Below are 19,622 nucleotides of genomic sequence, written 5' to 3' on the forward strand. Positions count from 1 at the left end.
TTCCCACCCGAAAGCCCGCGCCTTGCGCGGGCTTTTTACTTTTCGCGTCCCTGTCGCGGGGCGCCGTATCCCTTACAATCGCCCCATGAAACTCGACACCTCCCCCATCGCCGCCATCGCCACCGCCCCCGGCCGCGGCGGCATCGGCGTGGTCCGCGCCTCCGGCAAGTCCCTCGCTGAACTGATCGACGCCCTGTTCCCCGGCGTGAAGCTGGCAAAGCGCCACGCGACCTACATTCCCTTCAAGGCGGCCAATGGCGACGTGATCGACCAGGGCATCGCCCTCTACTTCAAGGGACCGCATTCCTATACCGGCGAGGACGTGCTCGAACTGCAGGGCCACGGTGGTCCGGTGGTGCTGCAGATGCTGCTCGCGCGCGTGCTGGAAGCGGGCGCACCGTTTGGGCTGCGGCTCGCGGAGCCGGGCGAATTCACCCGCCGCGCTTTTTTAAACGACAAGCTCGACCTGGCCCAGGCCGAGGCGGTGGCCGACCTGATCGACGCCTCCACCGAGGCGGCCGCGAAGTCGGCGTCGCAGTCACTGTCCGGCGCCTTCTCGCAGGTCGTGCACGCGCTGGTCGACCAGACCATCAACCTGCGCATGCTGGTCGAAGCCACGCTCGACTTCCCGGAAGAGGAGATCGACTTCCTCGAAAAATCGAACGCGCGCGGCCAGCTGGCCGGCATCATCGAGGCGCTCGAGAACGTGTTCCGCCAGGCGGCGCAAGGCGCGCTTTTGCGCGAAGGCCTGAACGTGGTGCTGGTGGGCCAGCCGAACGTGGGCAAGTCTTCGCTGCTCAACGCCCTGGCGGGCGCCGACGTGGCCATCGTCACCCCGATCGCCGGCACCACCCGCGACAAGGTCACCGAGACCATCCAGATCGAGGGCATCCCGCTCAACATCATCGACACGGCCGGCATCCGCACCGATGAAGGCATCGACGTGGTCGAGCGCATCGGCATCGAGCGCACCTGGGGAGAAGTCGGCAAGGCCGACGTGATCCTGCACCTGCTGGACGCCAGCCTGGGGCCGAGCGCGGAGGATGAGCGCATCGTCGCCGCCTTCCCGCAGGGCGTGCCGGTGGTGCGCATCTGGAACAAGATCGACCTGTCGGGCCACAAGCCTTCGATCGACGTGTCGGCGGACGCAACCCACCTCTACCTGTCGGCCAACGAGAAGCTGGGCATCGACCTGCTGCGCACCGAGCTGCTGCGCATCGCCGGCTGGCAGCAGACCGGCGAGTCGCTGTACCTGGCGCGCGAACGCCACCTGATCGCCCTGCGCGCCGCCCGCGAGCACCTGGAGCTGGCGCGCCAGCACGCGATGCAGGACGACCAGTCGCTCGACCTGTTCGCCGAGGAGCTGCGCCTGGCGCAGGACCAGCTGTCCAGCATCACCGGGCAGTTCACGCCGGACGATCTGCTGGGTGTGATTTTCAGCCGCTTCTGCATCGGAAAGTAGGGTGTTCGGCTTCGCCGAACGCGCGTTCAACCATCCGGTGAGTAATCGCGTCACATCCGTTCATGCGGGAGCTGAACGCGCGCACGGCAGAGCCGCCTCTCGTGGCCCGGTGCCCCCTACCATGCTAGGCTAGCGCATCAGTCCGAGGAGGAAGCATGGCGATACATAAGCGACAATTGTTGAAAGCTGGTCTGGCTCTTGCGGCATGCGGCCTGCTGTCCTCCTGCGCCAGCCTGACCGGCCCGCGCAAGGTCGAGATCCCGCTGCACAAGCTGCAGGCCGGCCTGGAGCGCCGCTTCCCGGTCAACAACCGCCTGATGCAGATTTTCGACATCCGCCTCTCGCGCCCGATGCTGTCGATCCAGCCGGAGCAGGACCGGGTCGCGCTGGCGCTGGAAGCCTCGGTCTCGCCGCCCTTCGCCAGCGACGCCTGGGCCGGCAGCGTGGCCTTCTCCGGGCGTCTCTACGTGGACCCGGGCCGTCCCGCCGTGATGATGGCCGAGCCGCGCGTCGACCACCTCACCATCGGCGCCAACCGCGAAGCGGAGCGCCAGCTCACGCGCGTGGCGAATTCTCTCATCGACACGGTGGTGCGCGACACGCCCGTATACGCCTTCGACCCGCAGGACCTGCGCTACGCCGGCATCCAGTACATCCCGACCCGCATCGAAACCACACGCTCTGGTTTGCTGGTGACGCTCGAGCCGGCGAAGTAGCATTTGCGCGACGCGCACGCTTGAGAGCGTACAAATTGGCATTACGCTATTATTTTCGCGCCTGCTTCGCCGATTACTGCGCGCTTCCTGGAAGAATTGTTGTGGGTATGTTGAATCGCCCCACGAAGATTGCAGAGCCGGCCCATTCGGCGCACACTGGAACGCAGTTACCTGCCGTGGCGCGTGCCAGCTGCGGTCCGCGCTTGAGGTTTCTCATAGGCACCATGTTCCACTGAAGTAATCTTGATCGGACTTCAGTCTGTCGTAGGGGGTAATCTTGGAAACGACACAGGAAAGTTTTCCGGACAATGGGCTGGCGACCGAGCCGGTGCTTGCGGCTGCGACCGGTGTTGCCACAGGCATGCCAGCCAGACTGAGCCTGCCTGCCAAGGGATCGTGCTGGTATTGCGAGAAGCCGCTCGACAGCGTACGCCGTTTCTGCGGCAAGGGCTGTGCCGATTCCTTCGACGAAGAAGCGGAATTTACCCGCTGAACAGGCCTGTACGGCCGGCGAGTTCCGGCCGCAGCATGCGCAGCGCGCCTTCGAAGTCGAAGCACGCCACCGCCGCCTGCAGCTGCGCCATGCGCGCCGCGCCCAGCAGGGCGCGCAATCCTGCGCCGTGTCTTTCGACGAGATCCTGCGCCGCGCTGTCGCCGAGATCGAGCAGCGCGCACAGCTGCGACAGCTCCGCTTCGCTCAATGCCGGCGCCGGGGCGGTGTCGCGCGCCGCGGGCGCCGCCAGCAGGGTATCGAGTTGCGCCATCACGCGCGCCAGTTCCGCGTCCAGCGAATCGAAGATCTGCGCCTCGGGCATGTGGCCCGCGCGCAGGACCTGTTCGGCCTGCGCCGCCTGTTGCCGCAGGCCGCGTGCCTCGATCATCGCGGCCGCGCCCTTGAGCGTGTGCGCGAGGCGCTGGGCCAACGCCAGGTCGCCGGCAACGGCAGCCAGGCGCACGCGCGCCACGCTGTCGCGGTAGTCGCCGCGAAAGCGCGCCAGCACGCGCAGGAACATCTCGCGGTCGCCCATCATCCTTTCCAGGCCGGCCGCGTAGTCGAGCGCGGCCTCCCGGCCGCCGGCGAGGGGTAGGGTGCTCACCGCGTCGTAAACGACCATGCCCGGGTGACCGGGGCGCCGTTCACCGTGCCGGTGAAGCTGACGTCGTAGGTGGTGGCGGCGCGCAGCGGCGCCAGCGGGACGATCGCGGCCGCGGTGCGCTCCGAAGTGCCGCCCGAGGGGTAGACCGGCTGCACCTGCAGGTTGGCGCCGCCGCGCGGTCGCACCGTGAAGGTTTGCACGGTGACCGGCGCGTCGATGTTGGCGTGCACGCTGATCGGGTAGCCGACTTCGTTCTGGTTCGGCACCGGGTCGGGTTGCTCGGTGTCGCTCATGAAGTTCGGCGTTACCTGGGTCTGGCCGCTGAAGGGCCAGGTAACGATGGCGTTGGCGGCGATGCCGGGGCCGAAGCCGTTGCGGGTGGCGAAATCGGCGGTGAAGTAGTTGTAGCGGTTGCTCGCGGTGGCCGCGCCGGTGCCGATCTCGCGGAACTTCGGCTCGAACATGACGAAGCGGTGGTAGATCGCGGTGACCAGTTCCTCGGCCATGAAGAAGCCGCTGCTGTTGGTCGTCCCCGAGATCACTTCGCCATAGGCGTAGCCCGAGGTGCCCAGGTTGTAGCCGGCCGCTTTCAGGCGGTCGCCCAGCGTGGCGCCCGTGAAGCCGGGACGGCCGGCGACCTGGTCGTGGCTCATCAGGTTGTTGGTGCGCAGGTATTCGGAGTGGCCCTGGGCCGCATTGTTGATCAGCGCATTTTCCGTCACGGCGGGCACGCCGAGCTGGCTGCGGCGGTAGTTGATCCAGTTACGGCCGTCGACGGCGATATTGTTGGTCAGGGCCGGCGCACTGGCGTCGGGCGCGACCGTGCCCGGCGACGGGGTGTTCGCTACCGGGGTGCCGACGATGCCGCCGTTGTTGTCATCGCCGCCTCCACCGCCGCAGGCGGACAAGGTCGACACGACCACCAGCGCGGCGATGAGGGGACGCCAGCGAGGCACATAGCTCATTTTGCAACTCCTGTCAATACGTCGGAACCAGGCGACATTCTAGAGCAAAACGCCCTGGTATGCGGAACGCATGTGCTGCGGAACCTCGCCTTATTTCCCTGCCTGTAGAATATGGCATCTTTCCCTTGCCGAGCTTTCAATTGAAGCCATCCAGCCAGCAGCGCCTCGCGCGCGCCAAGTTTGCCCTGCCCAGTTTCGTGACGCTGCTGTCGATCGCCTGCGGCTTCGGCAGCATCGTCATCTCGGTGGACAACGCCCATATCGGCGCCCCCGACGACTACCGCCTGGCGGCGATCCTGCTGGTGCTGGCCGGCGTCTTCGATGCGCTGGACGGTTTCGTCGCGCGCGCCACCAACACCCAGTCCAGCTTCGGGGTGCAGCTCGACTCGATCGCCGACGTGATGAACTTCGGCTGCGCCCCCGGCCTGCTGCTCTACTGCTACGGCTTCGCCCAGATGAGCGCCGCGCACCCGACCCTGGTGCGCATGGGCGGCCTGGCCTGCTTCATTTTCGTTGCCTGCGGCGCGCTGCGCCTGGCGCGCTTCAACGTCATGGTCGGCCGCACCGATCCGCGTTATTTCGTGGGCATGCCGATCACCGCGGGCGCGGCCTGCGTGGCCTCGGTGGTGGTGGCCTGGCCGGATCCGGCGACCACGATGGCGCAATGCTTCGCCATCATCGCCCTGATGGTGGCGGTGGGTACCCTGATGGTGTCGACCGTCCGCTTCCCCAGCTCGAAGCACCCGCGCGGCAAGGTGATGCTGGCGCTGCTGGCGGTCTGCCTGGTGCTGCTGCTTCTCTTGCAGACCCGCTTCTTCGTGCTCTTCTTCCTGCTCTACGTGTGCGCGACCCTGCTGCTGAACATCGCCTGGCGCATGGGTTGGGAAGGTATCGCGCGCCCGAAGGTCTACGAGGACTAGTAGGGTGGTCGGGTCTCCCGACCGCGCGTTCAACTCCCGGATGCCTGGTGGCTGTGCAAACCGGAGCTGAACGCGCGGTCGGCGAAGCCGACCACCCTACGCGAATTTGTCGAGCAGCGCGGCCAGTTGGGCAGCCCGGGCCTGCGCATCTTCCAAATCGGCTGCGTTCAAGGACTGGGTCTGGATGGCGCTGGTGAGCAGCTGCACGAAGGAGCGGTCGAGCGCCTTGCGCGCCGCCGCCATCTGCTGGGCCACCGCGTCGATGTCGGACGGCTCGGCAGCCAGCGCCACCAGCTTCTGCACCCCGCGCAGCTGGCCTTCGATGCGCGCCAGCCGGTTCAGCAGGTCCTTCTTCTGCTGGGCGGTGAGGGCGCTGCCCTCGACGATCTTCAGCGCGCCGTCGGCCATTGCCGTTCCCCCTCAGTGTACTCAGGCCACTTCGTGCCCGCGCGCGGCGCGCAGGATGTGGAACCAGTCCTCGCGCGCCAGGTGCATGCCGGCGCCGATGACGGCTTCGCGGATCGCCTCGATGCGGCCGGTGCCGGTGAGCGGGATCGGGCGGCTCGGCAGCGTCATGATCCAGGCGAACAGCACGCTGGCGAAGGGCTGCTGCATGCGGTCGGCGATTTCCTGGATGACCGCGCGCACGTTGCTTGCTTTCGCATCGTTCGAGGTGAACAGGCGCCCGCCGCCCAAGGGTGACCACACCATGGGCGCGATGCGCAGGTCCTGCAGGCCGTCGAAGGTTTCGTCGAACATCGGATCGACGAACATCGGCGAGAACTCGACCTGGTTGGTGGCCAGCGGGATGCGGCGGTTCAGGCATTCGAACTGGTGGCGCGTGAAGTTCGAGACGCCCACGTGCCGCACCTTGCCCGCATCGATCAGGCGGGTGAAGGCTTCGGCGATCTCGTCGAAGTCCATCAGCGGATCGGGGCGGTGGATCAGCAGCAGGTCGAGGTGATCGGTGCCCAGCTGGCGCAGCGATTCCTCGGCGGATGCAAGGATGTGGGTGGCCGTGGTGTCGTAGTGCTGGATGCCGTGTTGCGGGCGTTTCGGCGACAGCAGCTTGATGCCGCACTTGCTTACCAGTTCGATGCGGTCACGCAGGGAAGGCTGGGCGCGCAGGGCTTCGCCGAACACGCCTTCGACGCCGTAGTCGCCGTAGATGTCGGCATGGTCGAAGCTCGTCACACCCATCTCGAGGCACTGCTCGATGAAGGCCACGCGCTGCTGGACCGACATGCCCCATTCGTTCATGCGCCACATGCCGGCGACGATGCGGGACAGCGTCGGGCCATTGTCGCGGGTGGTGATGCGGGGGCAGTGCAGTGTCGCCATCGGTTCGAGTCCTTTCGTTTGCTTGCAATGATTATACGGGCGTCCGCAAACGAAAAGCCCGTCCGGCTTGCGCACGGACGGGCTTCTCATTCACGCCAGGCGCGAATTACTGCATCCACAGGCGCATCGCATCCCAGGCGCGGCCGAAGATGCCCGCTTCCGGCACTTCTTCCAGCGCCACCACCGGCAGTGCGATCAGCGGTTTGCCGTCGACCATCATCTTCAGGGTGCCGACCTGCGCATTGCGCGCCAGCGGGGCGACCAGCGGGTCCTTGCGCTCCAGGACCGGCTTCATCTTGCCTGCCACGCCCTTCGGCACGGTCACCAGCACGTCGCGGGTGAAGCCGAGCTTCACGTTCGCTTCCGAGCCTTTCCATACCGGCACGGTCGATACCGCCTGGCCCTTCGAGTACAGCTTGACGGTATCGAAGTTCTGGAAGCCCCAGTTCAGGAGCTTCTGGCTTTCCTGGGTGCGCACCGCATCCGAGGCGGTGCCCAGCACCACCGAGATCAGGCGGCGCTGGCCGGCATTGCCGTTGGCACGGCGCGCCGAGGCGATCATGCTGTAGCCCGAGGAATCGGTGTGGCCGGTCTTCATGCCGTCCACGGTCGGGTCCAGCCACAGCAGGCGGTTGCGGTTCTGCTGGGTGATCTTGTTGTAGGTGAACTGCTTGATCGAGTCGATCTTGTAGAACTGCGGGAAGTCGCGGATCACGCTGGCGGCCATGATCGACAGGTCGCTCGCGGTCGAGTAGTTGTTCGCGTCCGGCAGGCCGTGCGGGTTGGCCCAGCGCGTGTTCTTCATGCCCAGGCGCTCGGATTCGCGGTTCATCAGGGTCACGAAGGTGCCTTCGTCGCCGGCCACCGCTTCGGCCAGGGCCACCGCGGCGTCGTTACCCGACTGGATCATCAGGCCGTGCAGCAGGTCGTTGACCGAGACCGGGACCTTGGGGTCGATGAACATCTTCGAGCTGCTCGGGTCCACTTTCCAGGCGCGGGTCGAGACGTTGACCATGGTGTCCAGCGTCAGCTTCTTGTCGCGCAGGGCGGCGAAGGTCACGTAGGCCGTCATGACCTTGGTGAGCGAAGCCGGTTCCACGCGGGCGTTCGGGTCTTGGGCGGCGATGACTTGGCCACTCGTTGCGTCGAGCAGCAGCCACGACTTGGCTGCGATGGACGGCGCCGGCACGGTCTGTGCACTGGCCGAAGCCATCAGCAGGCTGGCGGCCACGGCCGCTAACAGTTTTTTCATGGGAGCAATATCGTCTACAGGTTGGTGGTGGTGCGGTAGTGCGCACGGCAATACCTTACAGGAATTGCCGCAAGAGAAGAGACTAATTATAGGCCAGCAAGGGCCTCAAATGTCACGCCGCCACATTTGCACGACAAGATTTTTGATGTGCCCGAGCTTGCGGTGGAAGAAGTGATCAGCGCCGGGAATCACGGTTACCGGAATGTCGAGCGGGCGCGCCCACTCGAAGACTTCCTGCAGTGTGATCGTATCGTCAAGCTCTCCGTGGATCAGGATGGTGTCGAGCGGGACTTCCGGCATCGGCCACTTGCCGGCCGCGGTGCCGACCAGCACCAGGCGCTCGGCCGGGCGGCCCTGGGCGATGAGTCGCTGCTGGAACTGGGCCTGCACGAAGGTGCCGAAGGAGAAGCCGGACAGGGCCACCGGCAGGCCCGGGTATTCCTTGACCATGTGCTGGTACATGATCTCCATGTCATCCACCTCGCCGCGGCCCTCGTCGTGCACGCCTTCCGACTCGCCCACGCCGCGGAAGTTGAAGCGGGCAGTGGCGTAGCCGAGGGTGACGAAGGTGCGCGCCAGGGTCTGGGCCACCTTGTTTTCCATGGTGCCGCCGTAGAGCGGATGCGGGTGGGCCACCAGGGCGATGCCGCGCGGGGCGTCTTCCGGCAGGTCGAGGACGCACTGCATCTTGCCGGCGTGGCCGTCGAGGGTGAATTTATGCGAAAACTTGTTCATTACGTGTGTCAGTCAATCAGATCTTCAGGCGTTCCACGACCTTGCCGCCCACCAGGTGGGTGTCGATGATGTCGTCGATGTCGTCGTTGTCCACATAGGTGTACCAGGTGCCTTCCGGGTAGACCACGAGCACCGGGCCTTCCTCGCAGCGGTCGAGGCAGCCGGACTGGTTGATGCGCACCTTGCCCGCGCCGTTCAGGCCGAGTTCCTTGATGCGTTTCTTGGCGTGCTTCTGGGCCTTTTCGGCGCCGCAGTTGCCGCAGCTCTGGCGGGCATCCTTGCCTTCCCGCACATTCATGCAAAAGAATACATGGTGCTGGTAGAAGGGTTTATCTTCGGTCATGTCGCTCATGTCATTGTCTCTTCGAGGTGTGCCGGGGCACATGATACGGCATTCGCCGGAGCTAGGCTTCCGCTGGCGGCCGCGGGTCCGGGCGGTTCAGCTTGTGCGAGGGCAGCAGCAGGAACCACAGGGCGAAGAAGGGCCAGAGCAGCGAGAGGAATTGCGCCGCTCCATTAAAGTTCAAGAACTTGCCCTGCACCCAGCCCTGCAGGGTGGAGACGAAATAGGGATTCACGGGGATCGTGTTCACCACGATCAGGCTCAGGATCAGGGTCACCACCGCCAGGCGGCGCTGCGCCACCTGGGGCGCGAACACCAGGCCGGCCAGCATGATCAGGCCGATGATGAAGCCGCCCTCGGCGCCCGGCGTCACCCAGACGAAGGCGTTATCGGGCCGGAACAGCAGCGAGCTGGCCAGGGTCTTCGTCAGCAGCGCGACGGCCAGGAAGCTCACCATCAGCAGGAAGCGCGGCGCCCCGCGGCGCACCAGGCACATCAGGGTCAGCACGGCGCCGGTCATGCCGCAGGCCGTGATGATGGTCTCGGACAGCCAGTACTGTTCCACCGTCAGGATGTCCCCGCCGGGGCGCAGCATGCCGACCAGGTCGATGTCCATGTCCAGCCAGCGCGACAGCCAGCTCGATACGATGGGCAGCACCTGGCCGTGGCCGAACAGGTAGCTCTGCGGGTAGATCTGGGCCAGCGGCCACAAGGCGACGAGCACCAGGCCCTGGCTCGCGTGCGGGGCGAACCAGCGGCGGCGCAGCTGGAACAGGCGGCTGCGGTCCAGCAGGCCGGGCGCCCACCAGGCGCCCAGGATGGCGCCGGCCAGGGTGCCGCCGGCATTCGTCACCAGGTCGAGGTTCGAGGGCACGCGGCTGGGCAGGTAGTTCTGGACGGTCTCCATCGTCCCCGTGACCAGCACGCCGGCGATCGCCGCCAGCAGCACCGCCCACACGCCGCGCACGCGCGGGTACAGGGACAGCACCAGCAGCACGCCGAAGGGGATGTAGCCGACGATGTTGACGCCGACGTCGAAGCCGGTCCAGTAGCGCGGCCAGTTCGTGTTCAGGAAGGTGAACAGGGGCAGGCCGTTGTCGCGCCAGCCGGTGAAGGGATACCAGCTGGCGTAGATGATCAGGAGCAGGTAGGCCAGCAGGGCCGCGCGCGAGATCGGCGAGCCGCGTCCTTCGCGCGGGCGTTCGCGCTGCTCGACCACGGCTTTCGGGTCGGTCATCGTTTCCGGGTGTCGACCGTCGCCAGCCAGGCCTGGATGTCGGCGGCGACGGCGTCGGTGCTGGCGGCCAGCGCGCGCGCCCCGCCCGCGGCGTCCGCGCTCGGCGCCGGCGTGGTGCGGGTGAAGGTGCGCTGGTCCAGCAGGCGGTGGTCGCTGAACAGCGAGGCGCGCAGGGTGACCTGGCCTTCGCTCTGGCCGGCGCTGGAGAAGGCATGCACGAAGTCGTCGACTTCCACGCGCAGCAGCGGCACGCCGGTGGAGGCATCGGTGGCGGACAGTACTTTCATGCCCGACTGCGACAGGCGCGCCTTCATGCGCTGGGTGACCATCTGCAGCGGATTGCTGGCCCAGCGGCTGTTGGCGTAGGTGCGCGCCTCGAGCGCGTTGGCGTAGTTCAGCCGGTAGTACATGCGCTCGTTTTCGAGCGCGGCCGGGCCGGTGGCGTCCATCACGACGATGGCCGGCAGGGCGGCGGTGGCCGGCGCCTGCTGCGCGGCGGCCGGGCCGAAGTCGAAGGTCGTGGCTTCCTGGGTCTTGCTGCTGGCGCAGCCGGCCAGGACGAGAACGGCGGCGAGGATGGACAGGGTATTGGCGACGGTCACGGTGGTCCTCATTTGGTCGGGGGCACGAAGCCGGGCTCGCCCGGTCCGGGCTGGGCGCTCGGCGCGCCGAACAGGATGCCTTGCGGGCGGTCGGACAGCGAATTCGCGGTGCGCTTCACGGCGCGCAGGGCGCCGCGCGCCTCGTCGGTCATCTGCACGACGTGGGGCAGGGTCTCGAGTTCGAGTTCGTTGGTGGCGGCCTGCAGCGATCCGATGGCGCCATTGATGCGTTCGAGCGGGCCGTCCGGGCCCTGCAGGCGGTCGGCCAGCTGCTTGTAGCTGTCGGCGGTCTGGTCGACGCTGGTGGCGGCCGAGTCGAAGGAGGCCAGGCTGCGATCGAGTTTGGCCGTGAGCGCCGGCAGGCGGTCCAGGGTCGGCTCCAGTTTCTGCGGAATGGCGGCATAGGCGTCGGCCGCCTTGCCGATGCTGTCGAAAGCGCCGATGATGGTCTGCTGGTTTTCCGGGCCGACCATCTTGCTCAGGCTCTCGGTGATCTGCTCGGTCTTTTCCAGGATGGCCAGGCCGCGCTTTTCCAGCTGGTCGAGCAGGCCCGGACGCAGCGGGATGCGCGCCACCTGGTCTTCGCGCTGGGCCAGGCGCGGCGATCCGGTGCGGTCGTCGTCGAGCTGGATGAAGGCGATGCCGGTCACGCCCTGGTAGCCGAGCGAGGCGAAGGTGGTGGTGGTGATCGGCGAATCCTTCTCGACCGAGAGCTTGATGAGGATCTGGCCGGTCACGCGCGGATCGAACACGATCTCGTCGACGCGCCCGACCTCCAGGCCGCGGTAGCGCACCGTCGCCTGCGGGTTCAGCCCGGGGATCGACTGGGTGGTGACGATCTCATAGGGCACGAGTTCGGTGCGGTCGCGGTTCAGCCACAGCCCGACCAGCACCGCCGCCACCAGCAGCGCGATCGTGAAGACCCCCGTCATCAGGGCATACGACCTGTTTTCCATAACTAGTTCTCCGATTCCGAATCGTCCCGGGACTGGCGCTCCTCGAGCACTTCGAGTGCACGCTGGCCGCGCGGGCCCAGGAAAAAGTGTTTGATGAAGGGGTGGTCGACCCGCAGCACGTCGCAGGACGGCCCCACCGCCAGCACGTGTTTCTCGGCCAGCACCGCGATGCGCGAGGACAGGGCGAACAAGGTGTCGAGGTCGTGGGTGACCATTACCACGGTGAGTTTCAGCTCGCGGTGCAGGGTCTGGATCAGCGCCACGAAGGCGTCCGACAGGTCCGGGTCCAGGCCCGCGGTGGGCTCGTCCAGGAAGAGTAAGCGAGGTTCGAGCGCGAGGGCGCGCGCCAGGGCGGCGCGCTTGATCATGCCGCCCGACAGGTCGGAGGGCATCTTGTTGGCGTGCTCGGGCCCCAGGCCCACCATGTCCATCTTGAGCAGTACCGCGTCGCGGATCACGTCTTCCGGCAGCGCGCGCAGCTCGCGCATGGGGAAGGCGATGTTGTCGAACACGGTGAGGGCCGAGTACAGCGCGCCCTGCTGGAACAGCATGCCCCAGTGGTTGCGCATGTTCTGCAGCTGTTCCGGCGACGCCGCGCTGATGTCCTCGCCGAACACCTTGACGCAGCCCTGGGAGGGCCGCTCCAGGCCCAGCATCTGGCGCAGCAGCACGGTCTTGCCGGTGCCGGAGCCGCCGACGATGGTGAGGATCTCGCCGTCGTAGATGTCGAGGTTCAGGTCCTGGTGAATCACGGTGCGGCCGAAACGCGTCCACAGGTTGCGGATCTGGACCACCGGCGCGCCGACTTCCTCGTCGGGGCGCAGGTTCAGGCGCTGGGGCGGCCGGGAGTTAGCTTTACCCTGGTCCGGCATCAGAACCCCACTCCGCTGAAGATGATCGCGTACACGGCATCCGCCACGATCACCACCGTGATCGCCGTGACCACGGACGTCGTGGTGCCGCGGCCCAGGCTCTCGGTGTTCGGCTTGATGCGCAGGCCGAAGTGGCAGGCCACCAGCGCGATCAGGATGCCGAAGGTCGCCCCCTTGAGGAGGCCGATGTTGTAGTTCACGACCGGCACCGCCTCCGGCAGCTCCTGCAGGAAGTAGCGCGCCGCCAGGCCCAGTTCGACCTTGGCCGAGACCATGCCGCCGATCAGGGCCATGGCGTCGGTCCACACCACCAGCAGCGGCATCGAGATGGCCAGCGCCACCACCTTGGGCATGATCAGCCGGTAGCCGTGCGAGACGCCCATTACCAGCATGGCGTCCAGTTCCTCGGTCACCCGCATCACGCCCAGCTGGGCGGTGATGGAAGAACCCGAACGGCCGGCCACCAGGATCGCCGCCAGCAGGGGACCGAGTTCGCGGATCACGGACATGCCGAGGATGTTGACCAGGTAGATGTCCCCGCCGAACATCTTGAGCTGCTGCGCCGACAGGTAGGAGAGCACCACGCCGATCAGGAAGCCGACCAGGGCGGTGATGCCCAGGGCCTGGAAGCCGGAGTGGTAGATGTTGGCCGAGATTTCGCGCCAGGGGCCGGTGCGCGGGCTGCGGATGAAGCGGCCGATGTCCTGCACCACCAGGCCGATCAGGCCGATGAAGCTTTTCAGATGCTCGAAGAAGTTCAGGATGCCGGCGCCCAGCACGATGATCCAGTGCAGGGGGCTGGTGCGGTGGCGGGCCAGGCTCAGGCCGCTCGCTTTCTCGATGCGGTTGAACAGCTCTTCCTGGCGCGGGTCGAGGGTCAGCTTCGGCGGGCGCTTCTTGCCCCAGGCGTTCCAGAACATCTGGGCGCCGATGTGGTCGAGGCGCTCGATGCCGGACAGGTCCCAGTCCAGTGTGTCCTTGTGCTTGAGGGCTGCCAGGGTACGGGTGATGCCCTTCAGGACGCCACGCCGCGACAGCGTATGGACTTGCCATACGCCGCTTGCAATGACAGATTGACCCGTGCCGGCGCTGCCGGCCGCCTCGGGATGCTGGATGGTCAACATTGGCGCATTTTCAATCTGCATTGCGCCAGTGTAAAAGAGAATCGTTAACGTTGCTACACGCTTGCTACAGGGCTATTCGCGTGCATCAGGCGGCCAGGTGGCGTACCTGGCGGACCGGCGCCACGGCGGCGGGCGCCGCTTTCGGCGCGGCGTGGTGATCGACCTTGCCGGCATAGTCGCTGGCGAGCAGGGCGGCGGCTTCCTCGCGCGGCATGCCGCGCAGCTGCAGCCACTCCTGCACCAGCTTGGCCAGCTTCTCCAGCGCGATACGATGGGTGGCGTCGGTCTTTGTAAACATCCAGTCCGAGAAGGCCATGAAGTTCTCGAAGGGAGCGTCTCCCAGCAGCACGCGGGTGCTGTGGGCGAAGCGGCCCGAGTTGGCGACCAGATCCCAGTAGCGGGCGAAGCGCACCAGGCGCTGCATGGTCGGGAAGTCGATGGCATTCGTCGCCAGCACCGTGTAGGGCGGGTAGGGATCGTAGACCATGCCGAAGGGTTCGGTATGGCGGATGATCGGCGTGCCGCGCAGGCGCTTGAGGATGCCGAACTGGATCTCCTGGGCGCCCAGGCCCACCAATTGGTCGAAGCCGCGCGCGAAACTGGCCACGTCCTCGCCCGGCAGGCCGGCGATCAGGTCCACGTGCAGGTGGGTGGTCGAGTGCTCGGTCAGCCAGCGGATGTTGTCGGCGGCTTTGGCATTGTCCTGGCGCCGGCTCACCAATGCCTGCACCTCGGGGTTGAAGCTCTGGATGCCGATCTCGAACTGCAGGGCGCCCGGCGGGAACTTCGCGATCGATTCCTTCAGCGCTTCCGGCAGGTGGTCGGGGACCAGCTCGAAGTGGGCGTAGACCGGGTCGTCCGGGTTGGCCTCGATCTTGTCGAGGAAGAACTGCATGATGCGCAGGCTGGTCTTGACGTTCAGGTTGAAGGTGCGGTCGACGAACTTGAACAGGCGCGCGCCGCGTGCGTACAGCGACTCCATCTCCTCCAGAAAAGCGTCGAGCGGGAAGGGCCAGGCCGTCTTGTCGAGCGAAGACAGGCAGAACTCGCACTTGAAGGGGCAGCCGCGCGAGGCTTCCACGTAGAGGGTGCGGTGGGCGATGTCATCAATGCTATATAAGGAATAGGGCAGGGCGATGTCGGCCATTGGCGGCTGCACACCCGCATGCACCTTCATCAAGGGCTTGGGGCCGTTCAGGATCTCGCCGCACAGCTTGGGGAAGGTGACGTCGCCCCAGCCGGTGACCACGTAGTCGGCCAGCTTGACGATCTCCTGCTCGTTCGTCTCATGCGAAACCTCGGGGCCGCCCAGCACGATGGTCACCTGCGGCGCGACGCGCTTGAGCAGCGCCACCAGGCGGGTGGTTTCCTCGACGTTCCAGATATACACGCCGAAACCGACGATGCGCGGCCCGTGCGCCAGGATGCGCTCGACCAGGTCGCTGGTCTTGGCGCCGATGACGAATTCCTGTATCCGGGTCTGCTGCGCGAGCGGCCCCATGTTCGCCAGCAGGTAGCGCAGGCCGAGCGAGGCGTGCGTGTAGCGGGCGTTGAGGGTGGACAGCAGGATGGTCATGGAAGGGCCGGATCTGGAAAAGCAGCCATTTTAAGCGCTCGCGGACGGGAAAGCGCTGGCAATCTGCCAAGCCGACCCAGCGATTTTATGTGGAATGAATAGCACGGGAGTACTATTTCAGGGTTAAAGTATTGCATCGCGTTTAACTTTTTCCTGTGCGGCCCGGCCGCAGAAAGGCCTCCATGTTCGGTCCCACGCTTCCTCTCCGGATTCTCCTCGCCTCCGCGCTCGCACTGAGCCTCGGCGCCTGCAGCAGCGACGACGACGACATGCCGCCGGCGCAGACCGCCTCGCGCATCCAGGTCGAGGTCGCGCGCACGACCCATGGCGTGCCGCACGTGCGCGCCGAGAATTTCCGCAGCCTCGGCTACGGCCTGGCCTATGCCTACGCCCAGGACAATGTCTGCATGTTCGCGGATTCCGTCGTGACCGTGCGCGGCGAGCGTTCGATGTTCTTCGGTCCCGACGCGCGGCCGCGCCAGCGCATGGGCGACGAGTACGGCGGCGGCAGCGGCTTCATGGACCTGAACAATGAAGAAAGCGACTTCTTCTTCAAGGGCTACCTCGACCTCGAGCAGTTGCGCGCCAACTACACCGCCGGCAGCGCGGAACCGCGCGACCTGCTGGAAGGCTTCGTCGAAGGCTACAACCGCTACCTGAAGGACTACGCCGGCAAGCTGCCCGCCGCCTGCGCGGATGCGAAGTGGGTGCGTCCGATGTCGTTTGATGACATGGTGCTGGTGGTGGCCGAGAAGGCGCTGCACGCCTCCGGCCAGGCCTTCGCGAAGGACTTCGTGGCCGCCGGCCGCACGCCGGGCGCCGTGGTGAGCCTGGCCAAGCTTGCTCCCCGCAAGATCGACGCCTCGACCCTGGTGGCCCAGCTCGACAAGATGAACAAGCAGGGCTTCGGCAGCAATGCCCTGGCCGTCGGCAAGGACCTGTCCAGCAACGGCCGCGGCCTCCTGCTCGGCAACCCGCACTATCCCTGGACCACGGCCGACCGCTTCTACCAGGCCCACTTGACGGTGCCGGGCCGCTACGACGCGATGGGCGTGATCATCGGCGGCGTGCCGGCGGTCGTGATCGGCTTCAACAAGGACGTGGCCTGGAGCCACACGGTCACCTTCGCCTACCACTTCACCACCTTCCGCCTGGCGCTGGATGCCGGCGACGCCACCGGCACCACCTATCTCTATGATGGCGAGCGCCGCAAGATGACCTCGAAGACCGTCAGCATCGACGTGCTGCAGGCCGACGGCACGACGGCCAAGCGTGAAAAGACCTTCTGGTTCAGCCATCAGGGCGCCGTCATCTCGCGTCCCGCCGCCGGCATGACCTGGACCTCGACCGCCGCCTATGTGCTGGCCGACCCGAACCGCAATAACACCCGCATGATCGACCAGTGGCTGGGCATCGGCACGGCCGGCAGCGTGCGCGCGCTGAAGGATTCGCTCGACAAGGTCGTCGGCCTGCCCTGGGTGAACACGGTCGCCGCCGACCGCGAGGGCAATACCCTGTATGCGGACGCCAGCGTGGTGCCGCACATGGACGCCAACAAATTCGTCAACGGCTGCCTGCTGCTGCAGGCGGCGCTGCTGTTCGACGGTTCGAAGAGCAGCTGCGGATGGGGCCAGGACGCTGGTGCGCCGAGCGGCATCTATTCGCCGGTGCGGGCGCCGTGGATGATGCGGACGGACTACGTCGGCAACTCGAACGACGCCTACTGGCTGACCAATCCGAAGTCGCTGCTGGTCGGTCCGGCGCCGCTGGGCTACTCGCCGCTGTATGGACGCACCGGCATCGAGCAGAGCCTGCGCACCCGCATGGGCTTCCGCCAGCTGGAAGACCTGCTGGCGCAAAAGAGCAAGCTGACCCTCGCCGACATGCAGGCGCTGGCCTTCTCGAACCGCGTGTATGCGGCCGAGCTGGTGCTGCCGGAACTGTTGCCGGCCTGCGCGGCGTCGACGGACACGCTGCTGCGCCAGGCTTGCAACGTGCTGCAGGCCTGGGACCGCCGCGCCAATGTCGACAGCCGCGGTGAAGTGCTGTTCCGCGAATTCTGGAGCACGGCGTCGGCGATCCCGAACAAGTGGGCGGTGGCCTTCAACCCGGCGGACCCGGTGAACACGCCCTACGGCGTGGCCCCGAGCGCGATGCCGGCCATGCTGACCGCCCTGCGCGGCGCGGCCCAGAAGCTGCAGGCCCTGGGCGTGCCGCTGGATGGGCCCCTGGGCGACTGGCAGGTCGAGCCGCGTAACGGCGTGCGCATCCCGATCCACGGCGGAAACGGCAACCAGGAAGGCACCTACAGCTCGATCACCATGCGCACCGGTCTGACCTCGAGCGGCTATGTGGGCGTGCACTGGGGCCAGAGCTACATCCAGACCGTGACCTTCGACGACCAGGGACCGGTGGCCCAGGCGATGCTGACCTATGGCCAGTCGACCGATCCGAAGTCGCCCTGGTATGCGGACCAGACCCTGGCGTACTCGCGCAAGCAGTGGCCGGTGCTGCCTTTTGCCGCCGACAAGATCAAGGCCGATCCGGCTTACTCGACCATGACCTTGCGGGAGTAAACACATCGACAGCAGCTATGCACGCTGAGTTGCTTCTCGTAAAGGTGGTGCCTACAATCGGGCACCACCTTTTTTCATTGGCAAGCCATGCTCCTCACGAATATCGAAACCATCCCGGGCAAAACCATCACCGTCTGCCACGGCGTCGTCTCCGGCAGCTCGGTGCGCTCCAAGCACGTCGGGCGCGACATCATGGCCGGTCTCAAGAATATGGTCGGCGGCGAGCTGCGCGGCTATACCGAGCTGCTGGAAGAGTCGCGCGAGCAGGCTACCGAACGCATGAAGGCCCAGGCGGCCCAGCTGGGCGCCAATGCCATCGTCAACGTGCGCTTCTCGACCTCCTCGGTCGCGGCCGGCGCCGCCGAGATCTACGTCTACGGCACCGCGGTCACCGTCGGGTAAGCGATGGAATACCTCATCCTGCTGGCCTTCTGGTCGGTGCCGGTGCTGCTCGGCTATGTGTTCGGCCGCGCGGCAGAGTCGCGCCACTACCGCTCCATCCATGCGCGCGAAAAGGGGCTGGTCCAGCTGCCTGCGACCTCGCTCAAGGGCCTGGTGCGCGGCGGCGAGGTCGAGCGCAGCGAACTGGTGACGGGCAGCGTCGTGATCTCGATCGACTACTTCAAGAAGGCGGCATCGGCCCTGCGCTCGCTGGTGGGCGGCCCGGTGAAATCCTATGAGACCCTGCTGGACCGCGCCAAGCGCGAAGCCGTCCTGCGCCTGAAGGAAAGCTGCCCGGGCGCGGACGAGGTCATCAACCTGCGCCTCGAGACCATGCCGCTGGCCGGCAGCCAGCGCAACCAGATCACCAGCGTCGAGGTGCTGGCCTACGGGACGGCGATCTACTACGCCAAGGCATGAAGTACCAGCCGGCGCTGCCTGAGCATAACGACAATATCTCGCACGAGCATCCGCTGAAGGATTTCGTGCTGATCCTGGTCGGGCTGTCGCTGGCGGTGCTGGCGCTGGTCTGGGCGATCGGGCTGGCGGTCGACCTGGTGGTCGACAAGATGAGCCCCGAGACCGAGGCGAAGCTGACGCGCCTGATCGCACCGGCGCCGCCGGCGACCGAGCCGGAGCTGAAGCCGCAGGAAGCCCGGCTGCAGGCGCTGGTCGATGGCATGCGCGCGTGTGCCGGCATGCGCGAACCGGTGACGGTGCGGCTGGCGGAGTCGAAGGAGGCGAACGCTTTTGTCGTCCCCGGCGGCACGGTCATCGTCCACTCCGGGCTGCTGGAGCACGTCAGATCGGAAAACGGCATGAGTTTCGTCCTGGCGCACGAGCTGGCCCACCTGATCCACCGCGACCACCTGCGTGGGCTGGGCCGCGGCCTGGTCATTATCGCTGCGGCGACCGTGCTGACCGGGGACGGCTCATGGACGGCGAGCGTGCTGGCGCCGGCCCAGCACCTGGGAGAGGCGCATTATTCACGCGGCCGCGAGTCGGGTGCGGATGCGCGGGCGCTGCAAATTCTCCAGTGCCGTTACGGTCATGTGGGCGGCGCGACCGAATTCTTCGAGTCGCTTCGCAAGAAGGACGACGAGACCCCGGCCTTTGCGCATTACCTCGCATCGCACCCATCGATGGGTGCGCGCATCGAGGCGCTGAAGACGGCGATCCGCCAGGCCGGCCTCCAGGCCGGCGAAGTACGGCCCATGCAACGATGACCTGCGTGTGACATTTTTGCGAGCACGCGCAAAACAGGGGTTGACGCAGCTCATCAGCTCCCGCATAATCTCATTCCTCTGCTGCTGACGAACACAACGCTTCGCAGCGATAGCAAGAGACAGAATACGGTTCTTTAACAATCAACAGTCGATAAGTGTGGGCGTTTGATGAGGGTGCCGG

General features: G+C 66.3%; 21 protein-coding genes. 8 read left to right on the top strand and 13 right to left on the bottom strand.

The annotated features are described in order from the left end of the window. The first annotated feature begins 85 nt into the window (after positions 1-85). The 3 genes from mnmE (at position 86) to NX780_RS08545 (ending at position 2,671) form a co-directional block, all read left to right on the top strand. Complete coding sequence (gene mnmE / locus NX780_RS08535; RefSeq protein ID WP_258827437.1) at positions 86-1,462, top strand: tRNA uridine-5-carboxymethylaminomethyl(34) synthesis GTPase MnmE; 1,377 nt, start codon at positions 86-88, stop codon at positions 1,460-1,462. Positions 1,463-1,617: 155 nt separating this feature from the next. Then, positions 1,618-2,178: a DUF1439 domain-containing protein gene (locus NX780_RS08540; RefSeq protein ID WP_258827438.1), complete on the top strand. Its 561-nt coding sequence runs from the start codon at positions 1,618-1,620 to the stop codon at positions 2,176-2,178. Between the two features lie 277 nt (positions 2,179-2,455). After that, entirely contained in the window at positions 2,456-2,671 is a 216-nt protein-coding gene (locus NX780_RS08545) for a hypothetical protein (protein ID WP_258827439.1), read from the top strand. Here the strand turns inward: NX780_RS08545 and NX780_RS08550 are convergent. Next, positions 2,661-3,275: an Hpt domain-containing protein gene (locus NX780_RS08550; protein ID WP_258827440.1), complete on the bottom strand. Its 615-nt coding sequence runs from the start codon at positions 3,273-3,275 to the stop codon at positions 2,661-2,663. The genes NX780_RS08545 and NX780_RS08550 overlap by 11 nt on opposite strands. Continuing rightward, positions 3,272-4,240 carry a CAP domain-containing protein gene (locus NX780_RS08555; RefSeq protein ID WP_258827441.1) on the bottom strand — a complete coding sequence of 323 codons (969 nt, stop codon included), beginning with the start codon at positions 4,238-4,240 and terminating at the stop codon, positions 3,272-3,274. Before NX780_RS08555 ends, NX780_RS08550 begins: the two co-directional genes overlap by 4 nt. Before the next feature lie 140 nt (positions 4,241-4,380). Here NX780_RS08555 and pssA point away from each other — a divergent pair, with 140 nt between their 5' ends. Continuing rightward, on the top strand, positions 4,381-5,160 hold the full coding sequence (pssA, locus tag NX780_RS08560; RefSeq protein WP_258827442.1) for a CDP-diacylglycerol--serine O-phosphatidyltransferase: 780 nt from the start codon (positions 4,381-4,383) through the stop codon (positions 5,158-5,160). Between the two features lie 96 nt (positions 5,161-5,256). On the opposite strand, the gene NX780_RS08565 is transcribed toward pssA, so the two are convergent. From NX780_RS08565 to NX780_RS08615, 11 genes are all read right to left on the bottom strand, one after another. Then, positions 5,257-5,568: a metal-sensing transcriptional repressor gene (locus tag NX780_RS08565; RefSeq protein ID WP_258827443.1), complete on the bottom strand. Its 312-nt coding sequence runs from the start codon at positions 5,566-5,568 to the stop codon at positions 5,257-5,259. Positions 5,569-5,589: 21 nt separating this feature from the next. Beyond that, entirely contained in the window at positions 5,590-6,501 is a 912-nt protein-coding gene (locus NX780_RS08570) for an aldo/keto reductase (protein ID WP_258827444.1), read from the bottom strand. A gap of 106 nt (positions 6,502-6,607) precedes the next feature. Then, entirely contained in the window at positions 6,608-7,753 is a 1,146-nt protein-coding gene (locus NX780_RS08575; protein WP_258827445.1) for a D-alanyl-D-alanine carboxypeptidase family protein, read from the bottom strand. 105 nt (positions 7,754-7,858) lie between these two features. Beyond that, entirely contained in the window at positions 7,859-8,488 is a 630-nt protein-coding gene (locus NX780_RS08580; protein WP_258827446.1) for an alpha/beta hydrolase, read from the bottom strand. 16 nt (positions 8,489-8,504) lie between these two features. Next, a complete protein-coding gene (locus tag NX780_RS08585) occupies positions 8,505-8,831 on the bottom strand; it encodes a (2Fe-2S) ferredoxin domain-containing protein (RefSeq protein WP_370663591.1) in 327 nt (108 codons plus the stop codon). Positions 8,832-8,892: 61 nt separating this feature from the next. Continuing rightward, positions 8,893-10,068, bottom strand: coding sequence for a VanZ family protein (locus NX780_RS08590; RefSeq protein ID WP_258827448.1), 1,176 nt, complete (start codon positions 10,066-10,068; stop codon positions 8,893-8,895). Beyond that, positions 10,065-10,670: an ABC-type transport auxiliary lipoprotein family protein gene (locus NX780_RS08595; protein WP_370663588.1), complete on the bottom strand. Its 606-nt coding sequence runs from the start codon at positions 10,668-10,670 to the stop codon at positions 10,065-10,067. The genes NX780_RS08590 and NX780_RS08595 overlap by 4 nt, the downstream gene beginning before the upstream one ends. Before the next feature lie 8 nt (positions 10,671-10,678). Further along, positions 10,679-11,626, bottom strand: coding sequence for an MlaD family protein (locus tag NX780_RS08600; RefSeq protein ID WP_258827450.1), 948 nt, complete (start codon positions 11,624-11,626; stop codon positions 10,679-10,681). A gap of 2 nt (positions 11,627-11,628) precedes the next feature. Next, the gene (locus NX780_RS08605) at positions 11,629-12,498 is read right to left on the bottom strand and encodes an ABC transporter ATP-binding protein (protein WP_258827451.1); all 870 of its coding nucleotides are present in this window, start codon (positions 12,496-12,498) and stop codon (positions 11,629-11,631) included. Then, complete coding sequence (locus NX780_RS08610) at positions 12,498-13,643, bottom strand: MlaE family ABC transporter permease (protein ID WP_370663589.1); 1,146 nt, start codon at positions 13,641-13,643, stop codon at positions 12,498-12,500. Before NX780_RS08610 ends, NX780_RS08605 begins: the two co-directional genes overlap by 1 nt. 64 nt (positions 13,644-13,707) lie before the next feature. Then, positions 13,708-15,198, bottom strand: coding sequence for a B12-binding domain-containing radical SAM protein (locus NX780_RS08615; protein WP_258827453.1), 1,491 nt, complete (start codon positions 15,196-15,198; stop codon positions 13,708-13,710). A gap of 182 nt (positions 15,199-15,380) precedes the next feature. Here NX780_RS08615 and NX780_RS08620 point away from each other — a divergent pair, with 182 nt between their 5' ends. The 4 genes from NX780_RS08620 (at position 15,381) to NX780_RS08635 (ending at position 19,441) form a co-directional block, all read left to right on the top strand. Next, positions 15,381-17,774, top strand: coding sequence for a penicillin acylase family protein (locus tag NX780_RS08620; protein WP_258827454.1), 2,394 nt, complete (start codon positions 15,381-15,383; stop codon positions 17,772-17,774). 87 nt (positions 17,775-17,861) lie between these two features. Beyond that, on the top strand, positions 17,862-18,176 hold the full coding sequence (locus tag NX780_RS08625) for a YbjQ family protein (protein WP_258827455.1): 315 nt from the start codon (positions 17,862-17,864) through the stop codon (positions 18,174-18,176). Between the two features lie 3 nt (positions 18,177-18,179). Next, on the top strand, positions 18,180-18,635 hold the full coding sequence (locus tag NX780_RS08630; protein ID WP_258827456.1) for a YbjQ family protein: 456 nt from the start codon (positions 18,180-18,182) through the stop codon (positions 18,633-18,635). Further along, entirely contained in the window at positions 18,632-19,441 is an 810-nt protein-coding gene (locus NX780_RS08635) for a M48 family metallopeptidase (RefSeq protein ID WP_258827457.1), read from the top strand. Before NX780_RS08630 ends, NX780_RS08635 begins: the two co-directional genes overlap by 4 nt. The last annotated feature ends 181 nt before the right edge of the window (positions 19,442-19,622 follow it).

Source organism: Massilia agri (genome assembly GCF_024753255.1).
Taxonomy (GTDB): Bacteria; Pseudomonadota; Gammaproteobacteria; order Burkholderiales; family Burkholderiaceae_D; genus Telluria; species Telluria agri.